The 18720-nt window shown below is 42.6% G+C and carries 16 protein-coding genes; all 16 read right to left on the bottom strand.

Features of this window, described 5'->3' with window-relative positions; genetic code table 11:
• Positions 1-5: 5 nt before the first annotated feature.
• The 16 genes from ACXAD1_RS08160 to ACXAD1_RS08085 all read right to left on the bottom strand — a co-directional run bounded on the left by ACXAD1_RS08160 (position 6) and on the right by ACXAD1_RS08085 (position 18689).
• Positions 6-965, bottom strand: a complete 960-nt coding sequence (locus ACXAD1_RS08160; protein ID WP_009330679.1) for an ABC transporter permease — start codon at positions 963-965, stop codon at positions 6-8.
• The gene (locus ACXAD1_RS08155) at positions 966-2012 is read right to left on the bottom strand and encodes an ABC transporter permease (protein WP_474909798.1); all 1047 of its coding nucleotides are present in this window, start codon (positions 2010-2012) and stop codon (positions 966-968) included.
• A complete protein-coding gene (locus ACXAD1_RS08150) occupies positions 2005-3540 on the bottom strand; it encodes an ABC transporter ATP-binding protein (protein WP_370222699.1) in 1536 nt (511 codons plus the stop codon). The genes ACXAD1_RS08155 and ACXAD1_RS08150 overlap by 8 nt, the downstream gene beginning before the upstream one ends.
• Before the next feature lie 237 nt (positions 3541-3777).
• Complete coding sequence (locus tag ACXAD1_RS08145; protein WP_206836549.1) at positions 3778-4884, bottom strand: BMP family lipoprotein; 1107 nt, start codon at positions 4882-4884, stop codon at positions 3778-3780.
• Between the two features lie 73 nt (positions 4885-4957).
• Positions 4958-5683, bottom strand: coding sequence for a GntR family transcriptional regulator (locus ACXAD1_RS08140; protein WP_113881995.1), 726 nt, complete (start codon positions 5681-5683; stop codon positions 4958-4960).
• Between the two features lie 428 nt (positions 5684-6111).
• Positions 6112-8457, bottom strand: coding sequence for a DNA translocase FtsK (locus ACXAD1_RS08135; protein ID WP_474909797.1), 2346 nt, complete (start codon positions 8455-8457; stop codon positions 6112-6114).
• Between the two features lie 170 nt (positions 8458-8627).
• A complete protein-coding gene (locus ACXAD1_RS08130) occupies positions 8628-8843 on the bottom strand; it encodes a YlzJ-like family protein (protein WP_206836543.1) in 216 nt (71 codons plus the stop codon).
• Entirely contained in the window at positions 8840-9592 is a 753-nt protein-coding gene (locus ACXAD1_RS08125; protein WP_206836540.1) for a ClpP family protease, read from the bottom strand. Before ACXAD1_RS08125 ends, ACXAD1_RS08130 begins: the two co-directional genes overlap by 4 nt.
• A gap of 126 nt (positions 9593-9718) precedes the next feature.
• Complete coding sequence (locus tag ACXAD1_RS08120; RefSeq protein ID WP_206836535.1) at positions 9719-11386, bottom strand: ribonuclease J; 1668 nt, start codon at positions 11384-11386, stop codon at positions 9719-9721.
• Between the two features lie 167 nt (positions 11387-11553).
• Complete coding sequence (gene dapA, locus ACXAD1_RS08115) at positions 11554-12420, bottom strand: 4-hydroxy-tetrahydrodipicolinate synthase (RefSeq protein WP_206836532.1); 867 nt, start codon at positions 12418-12420, stop codon at positions 11554-11556.
• A gap of 136 nt (positions 12421-12556) precedes the next feature.
• Positions 12557-13801: an aspartate kinase gene (gene dapG / locus ACXAD1_RS08110; protein WP_206836529.1), complete on the bottom strand. Its 1245-nt coding sequence runs from the start codon at positions 13799-13801 to the stop codon at positions 12557-12559.
• 41 nt (positions 13802-13842) lie between these two features.
• On the bottom strand, positions 13843-14892 hold the full coding sequence (gene asd, locus ACXAD1_RS08105; RefSeq protein ID WP_474909796.1) for an aspartate-semialdehyde dehydrogenase: 1050 nt from the start codon (positions 14890-14892) through the stop codon (positions 13843-13845).
• Between the two features lie 290 nt (positions 14893-15182).
• A complete protein-coding gene (dpaB, locus tag ACXAD1_RS08100) occupies positions 15183-15782 on the bottom strand; it encodes a dipicolinate synthase subunit B (RefSeq protein ID WP_206836525.1) in 600 nt (199 codons plus the stop codon).
• On the bottom strand, positions 15779-16681 hold the full coding sequence (gene dpaA / locus ACXAD1_RS08095; RefSeq protein WP_370222693.1) for a dipicolinic acid synthetase subunit A: 903 nt from the start codon (positions 16679-16681) through the stop codon (positions 15779-15781). The genes dpaB and dpaA overlap by 4 nt, the downstream gene beginning before the upstream one ends.
• Before the next feature lie 375 nt (positions 16682-17056).
• Positions 17057-17311, bottom strand: a complete 255-nt coding sequence (locus tag ACXAD1_RS08090; protein ID WP_206837657.1) for a YlmC/YmxH family sporulation protein — start codon at positions 17309-17311, stop codon at positions 17057-17059.
• Positions 17312-17453: 142 nt separating this feature from the next.
• Positions 17454-18689 carry a M16 family metallopeptidase gene (locus ACXAD1_RS08085; RefSeq protein WP_206836519.1) on the bottom strand — a complete coding sequence of 412 codons (1236 nt, stop codon included), beginning with the start codon at positions 18687-18689 and terminating at the stop codon, positions 17454-17456.
• Positions 18690-18720: the final 31 nt, after the last annotated feature.

The following is an 18720-nucleotide window of genomic DNA, read 5'->3' as shown; positions in this document are numbered from 1 at the left end:
CCTGTTTAGCGTTTTCCTTTTATATATGGAGTACCAGAGGCTTTTGGAGCATCAGCGCGTCCTATGAAACCAGTTAATGCCAGAATCGTTAAAACATATGGTGCGATGAGAAGATATACATTTGGAATATTCTCCAGGAATGGAAGGCTTGAGCCAATGATACTCAAGCTTTGCGCAAATCCAAAGAATAAAGCCGCACCCATAACACCAAGCGGATGCCATTTACCAAAGATCAATGCTGCTAATGCCATAAAGCCCTGGCCGCTGATTGTTGCATGGCCGAAATCTGAAGAAATGGATTGTGCATACACACCGCCGCCAATTCCTGCTAAGGCACCGGAGATTAATACCCCAATGTATCTCATTCTGGTAACATTAATACCCATTGTATCGGCAGCCATTGGGTGTTCACCAACCGCCCTCAGCCTTAGTCCGAATGGAGTTTTAAACATCACAAACCAGGCAAGGAATGCAACGGCAATCGCTGCAAATGAAGTATAGTATGTGTTTGAGAAAAACAGTTTACCGATTACAGGTATATCGCTTAAAAATGGTATATCCACCTTGCTGAAACCTTTTTGAATGATATCCGTCTGGCCTTTCCCATAAATGAATTTAACAAGGAACAGTGCAGCTCCAATTGCCAGAAGGTTAATCGCAACACCTGAGACTACCTGGTCTGCTCTAAACGTAATAGAAGCAACAGCATGCAGGATGGATAAAAGAGCCCCGACAACCATAGCTGCGAGTAATGCCACCCATGGCGTCATGCTGCCAAATACATCCACGAACGTAAGGTTAAAGACAATGGCAGTGAATGCTCCAATTACCATCAAGCCTTCTAAACCAATATTTACAACACCGGAGCTTTCTGAAAAATTTCCGCCCAATCCAGTGAAAATAAGCGGGGCTGCCCAAAGCAAAGTTGATGGAATAATAATTAATAGGATCTCCATTAAGCCCACTTACTTCACCCCCTTTTTGCTGATACGGTCAATAAAGATGCGAATCATATAGCTTGCTGCAACAAAGAACACTATAAGAGCAATGATAATATCTACCAGTTCGTTTGGCACTCCAGCTTCAAGCGGCATGTTTAATGCGCCGACCTTCAAGCTTCCAAATAGCAATGCTGCAAAAATAATTCCGATTGGACCATTACCGCCTAGAAGTGCAACTGCGATACCGTCAAATCCTACTCCGGTAAAACCGCCCTTGATGGCAGCATATCCGAATGTACCCAAAGCTTCCATCGCACCTGCAAGACCAGCAAATGCTCCTGAGATGACCATTGAAAGAATTATGTTTTTGCTGACGCTCATGCCTGCATATTCAGATGCATGCTGGTTAAAGCCTACAGCTCGCAATTCGTATCCCTTTGATGTTTTTTCTAATAGGAACCACATAATAAACACACAAGCTAAAGCAATTAAAATACCCCAATGCAGACGAGAATAATCAGTTAATCCCTCAAGAAACGGGGAACGCAGTGATGCAGAGTCTGCAATCATCTCAGTACGGTCACTTTTTTCTGAAAGAACTGTACGGATTATATAGTTCGTTACATGCAATGCAACATAGTTCATCATGATCGTGACAATTACTTCATGGACTTTAAACTTGGCTTTCAGCAGTCCTGGAATGAATGCCCATAGCGCACCCGCTGCTGCTGCTGCAAGAACAGCAAGCGGCAGATGGATGAACTTTGGAAGTTCAAATGCAACTCCTACCCAAACAGCTGCTAGCCATCCGACGATCAGCTGTCCTTCAACTCCGATGTTAAATAAGCCTGTACGGAAAGCAAATGCAACTGCCAAACCGGCAAGAATATATGGAGTCACCTGTCTGACTACCTCACCGGCGTAGTAGATTTCTCCGAAAGCACCGTTCCATAGGGCAATAAATGCAGATCCGGCATTATAACCTGTTGCTATCATAATGATTGTACCTACTAATACACCTAGCAGAACGGCAACTAGAGGTACGACAATATTCTTCATGCGATTAGACATGGTTTTCGCCACCCGCTTCCTTCCGTTTAGAACCGGCCATCAATAAACCTAATTCTTGTTCAGTTGTTTGTTTCGGATCAACTACTGCTACAATTTCACCTTCATAAATAACAGCAATACGGTCGCTGACATTCATAATTTCATCCAATTCGAATGAAATAAGCAGCACTGCTTTCCCCTGGTCACGCTGTTCAATCAGACGCTTGTGAATGTATTCAATCGCTCCAACATCTAATCCGCGTGTCGGCTGAGCAGCGATCAGGAGATCTGGATTTCGGTCAATTTCGCGTCCGATTATGGCTTTCTGCTGGTTTCCTCCAGAAAGTGCTCTTGCAAGTGTATATTCACTTGGGGTTCTGACATCGAATTCTTTAATCAGCTTTTTTGCTTTGCTGTAGATTTCTTTAAAGTTCAGAACACCTTTTTTAGAGAATGGAGCTTTGTAATAGGTTTGCAGAACCATATTCTCTCCAATTGGAAAATCGAGGACAAGTCCATGCTTATGACGGTCCTGAGGGATATGACCTACCCCCTTCTCCGTTACCTTACGCGGAGACATATTCATAATTTCCTTGCCATTCAATTTAATTGAACCGCTTTCAGACTTCCTCAAACCTGTGATTGCTTCTATTAACTCAGACTGTCCATTTCCATCTACACCGGCAATACCGACAATTTCCCCGGCCCGTACATTGAGGTTAAGCTTATTAACCACGCCAAGCCCCCGGGAATCTTTTACATGTAAATCCTGAATTTCAAGCACTTGCTCCTGCGGTTTCGAGTCTGTTTTATCCGTTTTAAAAGTAACTTCCCTTCCCACCATTAAGCTGGCAAGTTCATTAGGGTTCGTCTCGCTGACATTAACCGTACCGATACCTACCCCTTTGCGGATTACTGTTACACGATCACAAACTTCCATAATTTCCTTCAGCTTGTGGGTGATTAAAATAATAGATTTGCCTTCCTGGATTAAGGTTTTCATGATCTGAATAAGCTCTTTAATTTCCTGTGGAGTCAGCACAGCAGTAGGCTCATCAAAAATAAGGATTTCCGCTCCCCGATATAGGGTCTTTAAAATCTCTACCCTCTGCTGCATTCCTACAGAAATATCTGAAATTTTCGCCTGAGGGTCTACAGCAAGTCCATATCGCTCGGAAATTTCCCTGACTTCCTTCTCCGCTTTTTTAATATCTATTTTTCCGCTTTTCGTCGTTTCTTTTCCTAGAATAATATTTTCAGTGACGGTGAAACGGTCTACTAGCATAAAATGCTGGTGAACCATCCCGATGCCCAAGTCGTTTGCTATATTTGGATCGGTGATGCGCACCGGTTTTCCTTTAACTTTTATTTCACCTTTTTCAGGCTGATATAAGCCAAAAAGGACGTTCATCAATGTTGATTTGCCCGCACCGTTTTCGCCAAGCAGCGCATGAATTTCACCTTGTTTCAGCTGAAGCGTGATATTATCATTGGCTACGATTCCAGGAAACTCCTTGCGGATGTTGAGCATTTCAATAACATAATCCATTTGTTTCACTCCTTGCTCAAAATATAAGGAAATCATTAGTAGTAAGAGGTCAGACCTTGGCAATTCTTAGAAAAACCTGGCCAAAACGCCAAGTTCCCCTTAAAGAATTGAATAATATAAAGGCATTAAAAATCTAAGTGAAATACAGAATTCTTTCTGTCCTTCAATTAAAATTTTAATTTTTTAAAAAAAGGAATAAGAGGCCGCAGTGCAACCTGCTTATTCCTTGTAAGTTAATTATTCAGCTGAGAAAGAAGCCAGTTCATCTTTTGTAGATGGAACAGTCAGGTCACCACTCTTGATCTTTTCCTGCCATTCTTTAACTGCACCTTCGATTTCTGCTTTTGCAGCTACTTCCGGATTGATAGGAGCAAGGCCTACACCGTCTTCAGCCAATCCGTACGTAGTCGTTTCTCCGCCAGGGAAGCTGCCGTCTTTTGCCTTTGTAGAAAGGTCCTTAACAGCATTGTCAACACGCTTAAGTGCAGATGTAAGGATTACATTGTGCTCTTTGCCATCGATTTCAACTACACCTTCAGCTGTCTGGTCTGAGTCAACACCAATTGCCCAAAGTTCTCTTGCCGGGTCTTTCTTTTTAAGGTCACGAGCTTCCTTAAATAGACCATTGCCTGTTCCGCCAGCAGCATGGAAGATTACGTCTACGCCAGAAGAGTACATTTTCGAAGCAATTGTCTGACCTAATTCAGCTTTATCAAACGCTCCAGCATATTGAACTTCTACTTTAATATCAGGGTTTACCGCTTGAACACCAGCCAGGAATCCAGATTCAAAACGCTCGATAACCGGAATTTCCATACCGCCGATGAAACCAATTTTGTTTTCTTTAGTTGCTTTGGCAGCAGCAACACCTGCAAGGAATGCAGCTTCCTGCTCTTTGAACATGATGCTTGCTACGTTTGGCTGATCGACAACTGCGTCAACGATACCGAAATGCGCATCCTTTTGCTGTTGAGCAATCTCATTGATCGCGCCTTCCATTAGGAAGCCGATACCGAAAACAAGATTAAAATCTTGACGAGCTAATGTATTAAGGTTTGTAGAATAGTCAGCATCTGACTGTGATTGAAGGTAGTCAAATCCGCCTTTTCCTTTTTCAAGGCCATTTTCTTCACCAAATGCCTGTAAACCTTCCCAGGCAGATTGGTTAAATGATTTATCATCTACACCGCCGACATCTGTTACCATTGCTACAGAGAATGCTTTTTCTTTTTCGTCTCCGCCAGCTGTTTCTCCGCCTTTTTCTTCACTTTTGCCGCAAGCACCGAGAATCGTTCCAGCAGCAAGAACTAAAGATAGCGCCAATCCAAATTTACGCTTTTTCAAGGTTGGTACCCCCTAAGAAATTGTTTTTGCATTAGCGGAATGAGTGATTGTGTTTTCGTGTATCCCCCCAAAGCTAGATTCTCTTTCTGAGGACATGGAAACTGAACTTATCAGCTCTGAAATAATTGACCGAATAGAGAATCGGAGTATCCGCTTCATCGAAATGCATCTGCTTCAATACAAGCAATGCGGTTTCCGGGTCACATTCCAGAATAGGTGAAATTTTCTCGTGATAGCCGATAGGCTCGATTTGGGCAACAGCATAGGTGATTTTCCGGTTTGCCTCTTCTTCAAGCATGTTGAGGATCGACTCTTGTTCGTGGGAAAATGTGTCTGGAAGAATATTCTCAGGAACTTTATCCACGCAATAAACGACCGGTTCACCATTTGCAGTTCTTACCCGCTCAATCACAGCAATCTCCTGGTCTAACGAACATGAGAATCTGCGGATATCGTCTTCAGTCGGTCCCATAGTTACAGAACTTAAGAAAACGGTTCCCGGCTTCATCCCTGCCTGCAAAATCATATTTGTGACACTATTAAGCTGTTCGATGCCTGATGTAAAAAGCGGCTTTGCATTGACAAAGGTGCCTACACCGTGACGGCGGATAATTACGTTTTCTTCTTCAAGAATGCGCAACGCCTCCCGCAGTGTAGCTCTGCTAACACCAAGCTGTTTGGCAAGATCAAATTCGGACGGAAGTTTTTCTTTTTCTTTATACACTCCATCTTCAATGTCTTGTTTTAATCGATCGATGACTTGCAAATATAAATGCCGGTTATCTGACTTAATAGACATGCAGGGTTCCTCCAACTTCAGTTCTCAAGACATCAGACCTCTGATGTTCAATCATTCCTACTAATCGAAAATACTATAACACTTTTTACCCAATAAAGAAATAGAAATTTATCAATTTGTCGAAAAAAGGTGAAAAGAACAAAATGTTTGTGAATCCCTCTGTACCAATTCCTTTTTTCTGGTATAATACTACTTTGAAAACGATTACATTTTGGTTTTTAGTGATAAATGCACCTGGCAAAAAATCTTATTTTATGATGAGTTGAAAGTACCATACCTCTTTCATTTTATGTAAGCGTTTTTAGTAGTATGGCATATTCCGATACCTTTTTTTATTGACGTCAATTTTTGGTTATATATCTCTCAAAAACATTAAAAAACGACCGTCCGAAGACTGGCCATTTTTTAATGTGTTATTCTTATAAAATTTAAGAACTTGCTTCTTCCGAAGGCTTGCCCTGCAGCACAGCTCTAGGCTTGCTGCCTTCATATGGACCGACAATGCCCCTGGCTTCCATTTCATCAATCAGCCTTGCAGCCCTGGTATAGCCGATCCTGAATCTCCTTTGGAGCATGGATACAGAAGCAGTCTGCATTTCCAGAATCAATTCAACAGCTTCTTCATATAAATCATCATCCACTTCTCCTGCCGCTTCAGGAATATCCTCTGGAATCATCTCTTCCTGATATTGTGCCTTCTGCTGACCGATGACGAAATCCACAATCTCTTCGACTTCTTCATCAGACAGAAAGGCACCTTGTACACGGACTGGCTTGGAAGCACCTACAGGCAGAAAGAGCATATCTCCTCTTCCCAGAAGTTTTTCCGCTCCGCCCATATCCAAAATGGTTCTGGAATCCGTCATGGATGACACGGCAAATGCAATCCTTGATGGTATATTCGCTTTTATTACACCTGTGATAACGTCTACTGACGGACGCTGGGTTGCGATGATTAAATGGATGCCTGCTGCCCTTGCCATTTGAGCAAGGCGCGTGATGGCATCTTCGACATCAGAAGACGCTACCATCATTAAATCTGCAAGCTCGTCCACTATGACCACAATGTAAGGCAGAAGGGGCTGCTGTGCTTCCTCTTCGGCATTATGCCTTTTTACATACTCATTGTATCCTTCGATATTTCTTGTGCCGGTATGGGAGAAAAGCTCATAGCGCCTTTCCATCTCACTGACGACTTTTTGCAGCGCCTGGGCTGCTTTCTTCGGATTTGTCACAACCGGCGCCAGCAAATGCGGCACCCCATTATATACATTCAATTCAACCATTTTAGGATCGATCATCATTAATTTTACTTCATGAGGTTTTGCCCTCATCAAAATGCTGGTAATGATTCCGTTAATACACACACTCTTCCCGCTTCCTGTCGCACCGGCAACAAGCAGGTGGGGCATCTTATTAAGTTCTGCGAGGACAGCTTCCCCGGTGATATCACGGCCAAGCCCGATCAGAAGCTTGGAGTCCGGTTTGTCATTTTGCTTGGATTCAATTACTTCCCTTAGAGAAACCATGGCCACTTCAGAGTTAGGGACCTCTATTCCAATGGCAGATTTACCGGGAATTGGTGCTTCTATCCGGATATCCTTAGCTGCCAGTGCCAGGGCCAAATCATCATTGAGACTAACGATTTTGCTTACCTTTACCCCAACATCGGGGTGCACCTCATATTTTGTAACAGCCGGTCCTAAATGAACCTGTGTCACTCTCGCTTTAACCCCAAAACTCTGAAACGTTCTTTCGAGCTTAGCAGCATTCGCATGGATAAGCTCATACTCACCGCTTTGATCGGTTTGCCTTGGCAATTTCAATAGTCTGATTGGCGGCAGCTCATAGTCTTTGTTTTCCACTTCAGTAAACGCAATTGGCGGCGCAGTCACATCCTCCGGCTCAGTATCTGCTTCTTCCTGAGGCTGATTAGAAGCTGCTTCCCTGGGATCCTCCTGATAAGCTCTTTCGGCAAAGCTTGAAATAATCGGTTCTGGTGCCGGTTCAGGAGTATGATTGATGGTTATGACAGTGTCAGGTTCTTCTTCATCCCGGAGAGCCTGCTGTTCTTCTCTTTGGGCACGTCTTTCTTCCTTTTGTGACCTTCTCTCTTCACTTTTATCTTTTAGATTCTGTATCCATCCTTTGCAGTCATCAACAAAACCAAACCACTGTTTTTTAATAAAGGTTATTACCAGATTAAAAAACTTCCCAATAGTTTCGCCAAATGTCTTACCAGTGATTAAAATAAAACCAATTATAATCATTATAAAAGAAATAAACTTAGATCCCGATACATCAAATAAATAGTAGAGAATTGCTAGCAGAACTGCTCCTATCATACCTCCATTTAATTGGTCTGAACTTGTTTCCCCATTTTTAATCATGACAAATGATTCGTATGTATGTTTGATGATACTCGGATTATTTGTTCTTCCATCAGTAGTTATTAATTCAACATAGTTCGTATGGCTAAGTATAAGAATTGCTCCTATTACTAAATAAATCCCAAATAATCTGGATGTAAAGAGGAGAGGTATAGTCCTCTTCCACAATAGATAGGTCCCAAATAGCATCATACCTATTATGCCTATAATATCCCAGTTCCCGAAAAAGAAACGGAAAAACAATACAGTCCAATCACTTACTCTGCCAAAATTAGCTAATGCTACTATCCCAAGTGCCAGCATTGTAAGTCCTATTAATTCAAATTTCATTGTCCGTTTTAGTGTTTCGCTCTTTTTAGATTTTCTTTTCTTTCTTTTGGCCATATTATCACCTTATCATTGTTCTTATTAACATCATCATCAAAATCCCATTATGTAATACATCATGTTAGCTATGAAAGAAGAAGCAGCCATTTTTTGGCTGCTTCTAAAATTACTTTTATTATATCATATCGATTCTTAATTAAGTTGTTTTTTGAATGTATTTCTCAGTTTTACTGAGTTAAAGTGATCATGGACCCCGGAGTATATCTTTCATCCATATAATGGGAGGGGTCACTGCTCATTATTCTTAAGATACGGCATTCCTGTCCTGCATTCATTTCCACTAGGAGGGGAATTCCTTCATATGACACAATTTTCTGTTTTCCAAAATCATCCTGCTCATTTTGATAAATGAGTTCCTGTGGCATCATGGTATAAAGGATCATTGAACCATCACTTCTTCTTTAGGTTTATTCATATCAATAAGCTCATTCAGCTTTGCCAGCGCTGGCCCTACCCCGCCTACTTCATCAATCAGGCCATATTCAACAGCATCCCTGCCGACCACGTTTGTACCAATATCCCTGGTTAGGTTGCCTTTATCAAACATCAGGTCTTTAAATTTCTGTTCCGAAATATTTGAATGCTTCGTTACAAAATTAATTACCCGATCCTGCATTTTATCCATATACTCAAAGGTTTGCGGCACACCGATTACCAGGCCAGTCAGTCTGATCGGGTGGATGGTCATCGTAGCCGTCTCTGCAATAAATGAATAATCGCATGACACAGCAATAGGCACACCAATGGAATGGCCTCCTCCCAGGACAATGGAGACGGTTGGCTTTGATAAAGAAGCCAGCATTTCTGATATTGCCAGCCCGGCTTCCACATCACCGCCTACTGTATTTAAAATGACCAAAAGACCTTCTATTTTTGGGTTTTGCTCAATCGCAACAATTTGAGGAATTAAGTGTTCATATTTTGTTGTTTTATTTTGCGGCGGAAGCTGCAGATGTCCTTCTACTTGTCCGACAATGGTCAAGCAATGAATTTTGGAGTCCTGGGACAGCTGCGGCACATTCGTCTGTCCAAGCTGCTGAATCTTCTCCATAAGGGCAGACGGTTTATCCTCTTTCGGCTGTTCTTGCCCTTCCCCGCTCTCATTGCGGTTATTTTTCAAATCGTTTTCCATCCTTATTTCTCCCTTCAAGCAATATATTGTTAGTATGAACGCGGGATTCTTTTTCATGCGCTTTATTGCTGAAGAGTGAGCGTAAAAAACACAGCCCGGCATTGAATGACGGGCTGTGTTTTATTGTTATCCCTCCATAAGAATTGGAAGGATCATTGGTCTGCGTTTTGTTTTTTCATACAGATACTGATTCAGGCTGTCACGCATATCCTGCTTAATGCCGGACCAGTCAAAGGATTCTCTGGCAAGGTTCTGCTCTACAGCTTCCCTCACGATTTTTACAGCTTCCTCGAGAAGCTTTTCTGATTCCCTGACATATACAAAACCTCTAGTAATAATTTCAGGGCCAGCGGATATTTTCTTTTCTTTTTTATTGAGAGTGACCACCACTAATAAGATTCCATCCTGCGATAGCAGCTTTCGGTCCCTTAATACGATATTTCCGACGTCGCCAACACCGATCCCATCAATCAGCACATTTCCTGAAGGAATTTTTCCTCCGGGAACGATTGCACCATCCTTAATTTCTGCTACATCACCTTTATCCGGGATGAAAATTTGTCCGCCTGATAATCCGCAGTCCATGGCAATGTTAGCATGCGCTTTCAGCATTCGGTATTCCCCATGAACCGGGATGAAGAATTTTGGGCTCATCAGATTAATCATAAATTTAAGTTCTTCCTGGCTGCCATGGCTGGAGGTATTAAAAGTTCCCTTCCCAGGAATGACTTCAGCTCCCGCTCTAAACAGCATATCGATCGTTTTAAAAATTAATACCTCTGTTCCTCTTAAAGGGGATGCCGCCAGTAAAACGGTATCACCCTTCTTTATATTCACCTGTCTGTGAGACTGCTTCGCCATTTTTTGAAGGGCCTCTATTGGCTCCCCCTGAGTACCTGTGGTAAGTACAACGATTTGGTCCTCCCTGTATTTCCCGATTTCAGCGACAGGTATAATCACATCTTCCCCTACCTGTAAATAACCAAGCTGCATGGCAATATCATAGATCTTTTGCAGACTTCTCCCGACCACTGCCACTTTCCTGCCCGTTTCCATAGCAGCATCAAAAATATGCTGTATACGGATTAAGTCAGACGCAAATGAAGCAGCAATGACTCTCCCCTTTGCTGCATAGAATGCGGCTGTCATCTCTCTGGCCACTTTCGATTCTGAGTTGGTGTATCCCGGCTTTTCTGCTTCTGTACTGTCAGATAGAAGGCAAAGAACTCCCTCTTCCCCCAAGCGCGCCATTTTGCCGATTTCAGGTTTGTATAAGGCAGTCGATGCCTGATCGAATTTGAAATCTCCTGTATACACAATCGCACCTTCGGACGTATGGATAGCCACCCCGACACTATCCGGTATGCTATGGCAAGTCCTGAAAAAAGTTACATCTGCCGAATCAAATTCCACTTTGGTGTCTGAATTAATTTCAATAAACTGCGCTTTGCCTTTGTATTCCTGTTCCTTCATTTTGGCTTTGGCAAGTGCCAGAGTCAGCTTTGTTCCATAGACAGGAACATTGACCTTTGTCAGCACATAAGACAGCCCGCCAATGTGATCTTCATGTCCATGTGTCAGAAAAATCCCTTTCACTTTTTCCTTGTTTTGAACTAAATATGTAATATCCGGTATAACGATGTCAATTCCGAGCATTTCATTTTCAGGGAACATTAATCCGGCATCGATAACATATATTTCCTCATCCACCTCTGCCAAATACATATTCTTCCCAAGTTCTCCGACTCCTCCGAGTGCTGCTAGCTTGATGCTTTCATTCTGTCTCTTTTTCAATGTACGTATCCTCCCATGCATGTTCAGCCGATCAAGATCAGTTATCCATATTATACTTGAAGTCATAAAACCATGACAACCAAATTTATACATGGGAAAAGTTGAGGCTGCCTAATGAACCCCTTAAAAAATAAAAACCAACCAGCAAAACACTGGTTGGCAAGCAATTATTTAAATAGGTCAGCAACTGCGCTGCGTTCCTGTTCTGTCAACGGAACCATTGGAAGACGGACGGATCCGACATCGAGCCCCTTAAGCTGCAGCGCTGTTTTTACAGGCACTGGGCTTGGGGCAGCAAAAAGGCCTTCCATGATCGGAAGAATTCGCTGATGGATCTTTGCAGCTTTTTCATTTTCACCATTCAGGTAAGCTGTGATCATCTCCTGCATTTCATTGCCAATCACATGGGAAGCGACAGATACGATTCCAGTTCCGCCAATTGCCATGCAGGGAAGAGTAAGGCCATCGTCACCGCTGTAAAGCATGAAGTCATCATCCGTATTGGCAATGATTTTTGCCATTGCATTCAGATCTCCGCTTGCTTCTTTAACAGCAGCGATGTTAGGGATTTCCGAAAGGCGGATGATCGTTTCAGGTAAAATATTGACGGATGAGCGTCCCGGAATATTATAAACCATTACTGGAAGGCTCGTGCTTTCCGCAATTGCCTTGAAATGCAGATAGAGCCCTTCCTGATTTGGCTTATTATAATAAGGTGCTACAATCATGATGGCATCTACACCAATTTGCTCTGCTTTTTTCGTTAATTCAATGGATTCGTACGTATTATTGCTTCCAGTGCCGGCAATAACAGGCACACGTTTGTCAGCCACCTTCACTGCGTGTTTGAATAATGCCAGCTTTTCCTCTTTTGTCAGTGTTGGCGACTCGCCGGTAGTTCCGGCAATGACCAATGAATCTGTACCATTTTCTATAAGATGATTGATAAGCTGTGTCGTTTTAGGGAAATCAATATGTCCCTTATGATCGAATGGCGTTACCATTGCTGTTGATACTCGGCCAAATAGAATCATGTTTACACTCCTTGCAGATGTTTAAAAGACCGGGAAGACACGGGCGGATCTGCCGATTAAGATGCAAGTCAGTCGTTACCCCCTGAAGGGCTTTCTTCCCCTTTTTAAACATGATATTTTTCTAAGATTTCTAAGATTAAATGTCTTTTCTCTCATACTCTGCCAATTCTTCTTCCAGGCGAAAAGCATCGTGCAATGCATTAACAGACTTTATCAAATCTGCCTGCTTTACAAGAACCCATATTGTTGTATGGCTGTCTGCAGATTGCAGGATGCGGATTCCCTGCTCGGACAATGCCGTCACGATTCGTGAAGCCACGCCAGGAACACCCTGCATTCCTGCACCGACAACCGAAACCTTTGCGCACTCTCTTTCAACCAGCGGATCGTGACCCAGACCTTTAAGAATACTAATCGCTTTATCCGTCATTTCTTCCGTAACCGTGTAGTTGACGCCATTTGGATATATATTGATAAAGTCAACGCTGATCCCCTGGTTTGCCATGGCTTTAAAGACCTCAGACTGAAGATCATATTGATCTTTCTTCGCAAGAACCTTTATTTGTGTGACATTGGAAACGTGGGCAATTCCTGTTACCGAACGCTCTTTAATATCTGTACCGCGCCTGTCTTTATTTAATGTTGTGACAAGTGTTCCGAGACTGTCGGAGTAGGTTGAGCGGATTCTGATCGGAATTTTGGCCTGCATGGCAATCTCGACAGCACGAGGGTGAATCACCTTTGCACCCTGATACGCCATATTGCAGACTTCCGTATAAGTGACAACTGATAATGGACGTGCATTTTCAGCTATGCGCGGATCAGCAGTCATGATGCCTTCCACATCTGTAAAGATATCAATCCACTCAGCATTTAGGGCTGCGCCAAGAGCCGCTGCGGAGGTATCACTGCCGCCTCTTCCGATCGTTGTGACATCACCAGTTTTAGAAGAACCCTGAAATCCCGCGACAACGATAACATCTTGATTCTCAAGCTCTTTCAAAAGTCTGTCGCATTTCATATCGATAATTTTTGCATTTGTATGATCATTATTTGTTCTAAATCCTGCCTGTGCCCCTGTTAGAGCTGCTGCTGTGATTCCATGTTCATTTAGCATGTTTGAAAAAACGATACTTGAGATGACTTCACCGCAGGATAAAAGCAGATCCGTTTCGCGTCTGCTGATCTTGCTGTTATTGCCTTGTACAAGCGCAAGCAGTGTATCTGTTGCATAAGGATCGCCTTTTCGGCCCATCGCCGAAACAACGACAACAACCTTATATCCATCAGCCAGCGCTTTTTTTATGTGCTTAAGCGCATGTTCGCGGCTATTTTCATCGCGGACTGATGTGCCCCCATATTTTTGAACGATGATATTCATTAAAACACCTCTAACCTCTCAACATGAAGAGAATACGTTAACTATTTCACTATGCCAAGTTTAATTAAGCTTTCGGCAATCTGCACGGAATTCCATGCTGCCCCTTTAAGAAGATTATCAGAAACCACCCACATATGGAAGCCTTTATCCTCATCCAAATCTTTGCGGATACGGCCGACAAAAACATCATTTTTACCAACACAATCAGCAGGCATTGGGTAAATCTGGTTATCCGGATCATCCTGCAGGACAACACCCGGCGCATTTTCAAGAAGGCTCTTTACTTCATTTGCAGTCACACTGTCAGTTTCCACTTCAAAATAAAGGGACTCTGAGTGCCCAGTTGCCACTGGTAGACGAACGCATGTAGCAGCCACTTGCAACTCGGGCATATGCATGATTTTCTTTGTCTCATTGATCATTTTCATTTCTTCATATGTGTAGCCATTATCCTGGAACTTATCAATTTGCGGAATCGCATTGAAAGCAATCTGATAGTGTTTTTTATCGCTCTTAACAGGAAGAATGACAGGCACATACTCTTCATTATTTATTATGGCTTTTGTCTGCTCATTCAGCTCTTGAACTGCAGCTGCTCCTGAACCTGAAACAGCCTGGTAAGTAGAAACAATCACTTTTTTCAAACCGTATTTCTCTTTTACCGGCTTTAGGGCAACAACCATTTGAATCGTAGAACAATTTGGATTAGCGATTATGCCATTATGCGAATGAAGGTCATCTTCATTTACTTCAGGTACGACAAGAGGCACATTTGGATCCATACGGAATGCACTTGTGTTGTCTACCACAATGGCACCATGCTCAACCGCATGAGGAGCAAGTTCCTGGGAAACGCTTCCTCCGGCACTGAATAATGCGATGTCCACGCCTTTAAAGCTCTCTGGCTTTGCTTCCTGAACCGTATACTCCTGGCCCTTGAACGCTACCTTCGAGCCTGCAGAACGGGCTGATGATAAAAGTGTTAATTTAGAGATCGGAAAATCTCTATTTTCAAGTGTTTGGATCATTTGCTGGCCAACTGCACCAGTTGCTCCAACTACCGCGACATGAAATCCTTTTTTCTGTTCCAAATTCCTTTTCCCCTTCCAGTACCATTATATTTTTCTAGCAAAATTAGTTTTTTAGTGAAAAAACTATATGCCCAAAATTCAATAGAACGGCAGCCAAAGTCAATTGGCAGCCGTTTTCCTGCCTGATTTTAAAGATGGCAGGCTTCCATTTATATTATCAGCATATTGTCATTACTCCAAGAGGTTAATATTATTTTAAACATAGCTTGGAGGTTGGTTATCTTAATAATCTTTATTCTAACATATTCGCTCACTAAAGGACTAAAATTTTTGCTAGAAAAAATAGGGGGCTAATTTTCGTCTTTATATCTTTCCACTAAAACAGGCTGCAGCTGCTTGCCTTCCATGGCATGAAGAACTGTTTCAGGTAATGCTGTCATTCTTGCTACCATTGAATTTGGCTTCTTCACAGGATCATCCTGGCCATAAGGGATAAAATAAATATTTTTTGTAGCCATTAGTCTCATTAAGTTTACCCCATTTAAACCCAGCGCATCATTTGTGGAGATACCAAGCACAACTGGTTTGCCGTTTCTAAGGGTTGCCTTGGCTGCCATCAGTACGGGCGAATCAGTCATGGCATTGGCAAACTTGCTCATGGTATTTCCAGTAAGCGGGGCAATCACCATACAATCCAGAGGAATCTTAGGTCCAAGCGGCTCCGCTTTCACAATTGAATCGATCACTTTATTGCCAGTCAGATCTTCAATTCTTTGAACCCAGTCTTCCCCTTTCCCGAATCTTGTCTCAGTGCTCTTTACCGTAAAGGTAACGACCGGAAGCACTTCAGCCCCTGCAAGAACAAGCCTTTCTATTTCCGGAAACACTGCATCGTACGTGCAATGTGATCCTGTTAAACCAAATCCGATTCTTTTCCCTTTCAAACTCATATTGAATTCCCCTTTCTCTTTTGCAAATCTTCCATAATCAATTGAGAAAGAACATTCGCCAATATTTGCCCGGCTGTTTTCGGAGCAACGATTCCCGGCAGGCCTGGTGCGAGCAGGGCTTTCACTCCCCGTTTTTCCGCGTAGCGGAAATCGGTTCCTCCCGGCTTTGAAGCCAAGTCAATGATAAGCGTATGTGTAGGCATTTTTGAAATGACGGATGCTGTTACAACTAAATGAGGAGCTGTATTTATGCAAATATCCACATCTTTTACCGCATCCTCAATCTCTTTCAGGTTGAATGGGGTAAGACCCATTTCCGTTATCCGGGCAATGTGTTCACTTTTTCTCGCCCCCACTTTCACTTTTGCACCCAGTGCATGAAAGGTTCTTGCTACACTCATTCCTACTCTGCCAAGGCCGATTACGGCTATATTAGATCCATGAATAGTGAAATCAGTATGCTGGATAGCCATCATGATGGTTCCTTCTACTGTTGGAATTGAATTGTAAATAGCAACATCGTCCCGTTCAAATAATTGCACAAGACGGCGGTCTGCCGATTTAGTAACTCCTGTTAAATACGAATTGGTTATGCCGGAATAAACTGTACAGTGTGCTGGAGTCTGCGAAAGAATTTCCTCTTCAAAAGTCACTTTTTCATTGGAGAAAATCGTTTCGATCTGACCCTCCAGACCCGTGCCGGGAACAGGCAGGATAATCGCGTCTATATTGGAAAAATCCACTTCATCTATTTTTTCTTTTACCGCACCAGAGAACGCATGATCCAGCTGCTCAAATCCAATTAATGAGAGCTTTGCATCAAGCTCAGTCAATTTCCGGATGATTTCGAGCTGCCGTGCATCACCGCCGATGACTGCTATTTGGGTTCCTGTCAGCATGCAACACTCACCTTCTTTTTTCTTTCTTTTTAGAAAGCATATATTTTTGAAGCCAATGACCGCATGACTCCTGGTAAAAAGTAACCTCGCACCGGCAACGCCACTATACAATAGCTGCGGCACGAGACAGCAATTGCACAAGCAGATTTATCTTAAACGAAATGTGGCGTTATTTTTGGCCGGCAATTCATCTAATAACCATAATGGAATTGTGTATTGAACTACTTCAACATCTTATGTATGAACGGGGCAATAGGTGAGTTTTCCACTAAAAAGAAAATGGTTCAGCTATGGAAGGGGATTTTTGAAGATATTAAGGAGATTGCCTAAAAACAGCTAAAAACAAAAAGGACCTAATCGGCCCTTCTTTCAAGACTATTCCTGCTGATCAGCATTTTCCGGAATATCAATAATGATCATGTCATTGCCAATTTTCCTTATATGCTGCCACGAAACCCGGATTTCGTCACCTTGGCGCTTGAAGCCGAACCACTTTAATGAAGGGATGAGCAAGGTCTGGATCTGACCATTTTTTTCATTTATTTCAAGATCTGTCTGCCCAAGTACCCCCAGTCGTTCCGCCCGCTTCACATCCACGATTTCCTTTCCGCTCAGCTCACTTAATCTCATCATCTGCCCTCCTCTTTTCTCTTTCTCTATATTTTTATCGTTCAGCCAGTAGTTTTAGAAGTCCAAGACAAAAGAAAACAGCCTGCAGGAAAACAGGCTGTTTTTAGTCCACCGCTTTTGCAAACGGCCCACAACAAATTTATTAAAGATTTTTTGGAAGTTCTCCCTCTGGGCTGATTAAAGCAACAGAGTATTGATCTGTGAAAATGGAATTCGCCATGTTATTTACTCCCTGCATGGAAACTGCATCGATTTCCTCAACAATTTCATCCATAGAACGGTGGCGGCCCAGAAGCAGTTCGTTTTTGCCATTTCGGCTCATCCTGCTGTTTGTGCTTTCAAGGCTAAGCATCAAGCTTCCTTTGAGCTGTTCCTTACTGTTATTCAGCTCTTTATCTGTAATGCCTTCTTTTTTAAGAGTAGCAAGGGTTTCCTGAATCGTATCAAACAGGACGTCCAGCTGTTTAGCGCCTGTTCCGCCGTATAGCGTCACTATTCCGCTATCCTGGAAGGCAGAATGATAAGAGAAAACAGAATATGCCAATCCTTTTTGCTCCCTAACATCCTGGAATAAACGGCTGCTCATGCTTCCACCCAATATATTATTTAAAACAATCAGATTGTATATATCCTCATGCCCTACTTGCAATCCTTCGAATCCCAAGCAAAGATGTGCCTGCTCAGTATCCTTTTTACGCGCAAGATGGTTTGAATGGAATTCAGGCTTCTGCTCAGAGCTTTCTCTCTTTCCGCCTTCATAGGATCCAAAGTATTTTTCTACTTCCTTGATGAAAGACTCCTCGATATTTCCGGCAATGGAGATTACTACATTTTCAGGTGTGTATGTTTCATGCATATACTGTTTTAATGTATCACCATTGAACGTGGCCAGCGTTCCTTCTGTGCCAAGGATCGGATAGCCAAGAGAGTGGTTCTCATAGATTGCTTTGCTCAAAAGGTCATGTACGATATCATCAGGCGTGTCTTCATACATTTTGATTTCTTCGTAAACAACATTCTTTTCTTTATTCAGTTCCTCATCCACAAAGGTGGAGTTAAAAAACATATCAGAAAGCACTTCAAGAGCAAAGTCAGAATGGGTATCCAGTACTTTTGCGTAGTAACATGTATATTCTTTTGATGTGAAGGCGTTCACCTGGCCTCCAATGCTATCAAAGCTTTCGGCAATTTCCCGGGCTGATCTTGTTTTCGTTCCCTTAAAAAACATGTGCTCGAGGAAATGAGAGATTCCATTATTTTCAGGAATTTCGTTTCGCGAACCTGTTCCGATCCATACTCCGATCGCAACAGAACGGACGGTTGGAATGTTTTCTAGAACGACTCTTACTCCGTTTTGGCATGTATATTTCTTGATCAAATAAATTCCTCCTGTTCTGAAACCCAATGAC

It is taken from the genome of Cytobacillus sp. ABV4_503 (assembly GCF_056158445.1).
The sequence above is the reverse complement of the archived record's forward strand: the minus strand, read 5'-3'. Positions and strand labels throughout refer to the sequence as shown.

Coding starts and splice junctions, on each gene's coding strand:
- ACXAD1_RS08130 (WP_206836543.1), bottom strand. CDS start 8,843: ATGATCCTTTATACCATGATGCCACAGGAACTCATTTATCAAAATGAG.
- ACXAD1_RS08135 (WP_474909797.1), bottom strand. CDS start 8,457: ATGGCCAAAAGAAAGAAAAGAAAATCTAAAAAGAGCGAAACACTAAAA.
- dpaB (WP_206836525.1), bottom strand. CDS start 15,782: ATGAGTTTGAAAGGGAAAAGAATCGGATTTGGTTTAACAGGATCACAT.
- dapA (WP_206836532.1), bottom strand. CDS start 12,420: ATGATTCTATTTGGCCGAGTATCAACAGCAATGGTAACGCCATTCGAT.
- ACXAD1_RS08150 (WP_370222699.1), bottom strand. CDS start 3,540: ATGGATTATGTTATTGAAATGCTCAACATCCGCAAGGAGTTTCCTGGA.
- ACXAD1_RS08140 (WP_113881995.1), bottom strand. CDS start 5,683: ATGTCTATTAAGTCAGATAACCGGCATTTATATTTGCAAGTCATCGAT.
- dpaA (WP_370222693.1), bottom strand. CDS start 16,681: ATGCTGACAGGAACCCAAATAGCAGTCATCGGCGGTGATGCACGGCAG.
- ACXAD1_RS08090 (WP_206837657.1), bottom strand. CDS start 17,311: ATGAGATTAAGTGAGCTGAGCGGAAAGGAAATCGTGGATGTGAAGCGG.
- ACXAD1_RS08155 (WP_474909798.1), bottom strand. CDS start 2,012: ATGTCTAATCGCATGAAGAATATTGTCGTACCTCTAGTTGCCGTTCTG.
- ACXAD1_RS08125 (WP_206836540.1), bottom strand. CDS start 9,592: ATGGAAAACGATTTGAAAAATAACCGCAATGAGAGCGGGGAAGGGCAA.
- dapG (WP_206836529.1), bottom strand. CDS start 13,801: ATGAATATCATCGTTCAAAAATATGGGGGCACATCAGTCCGCGATGAA.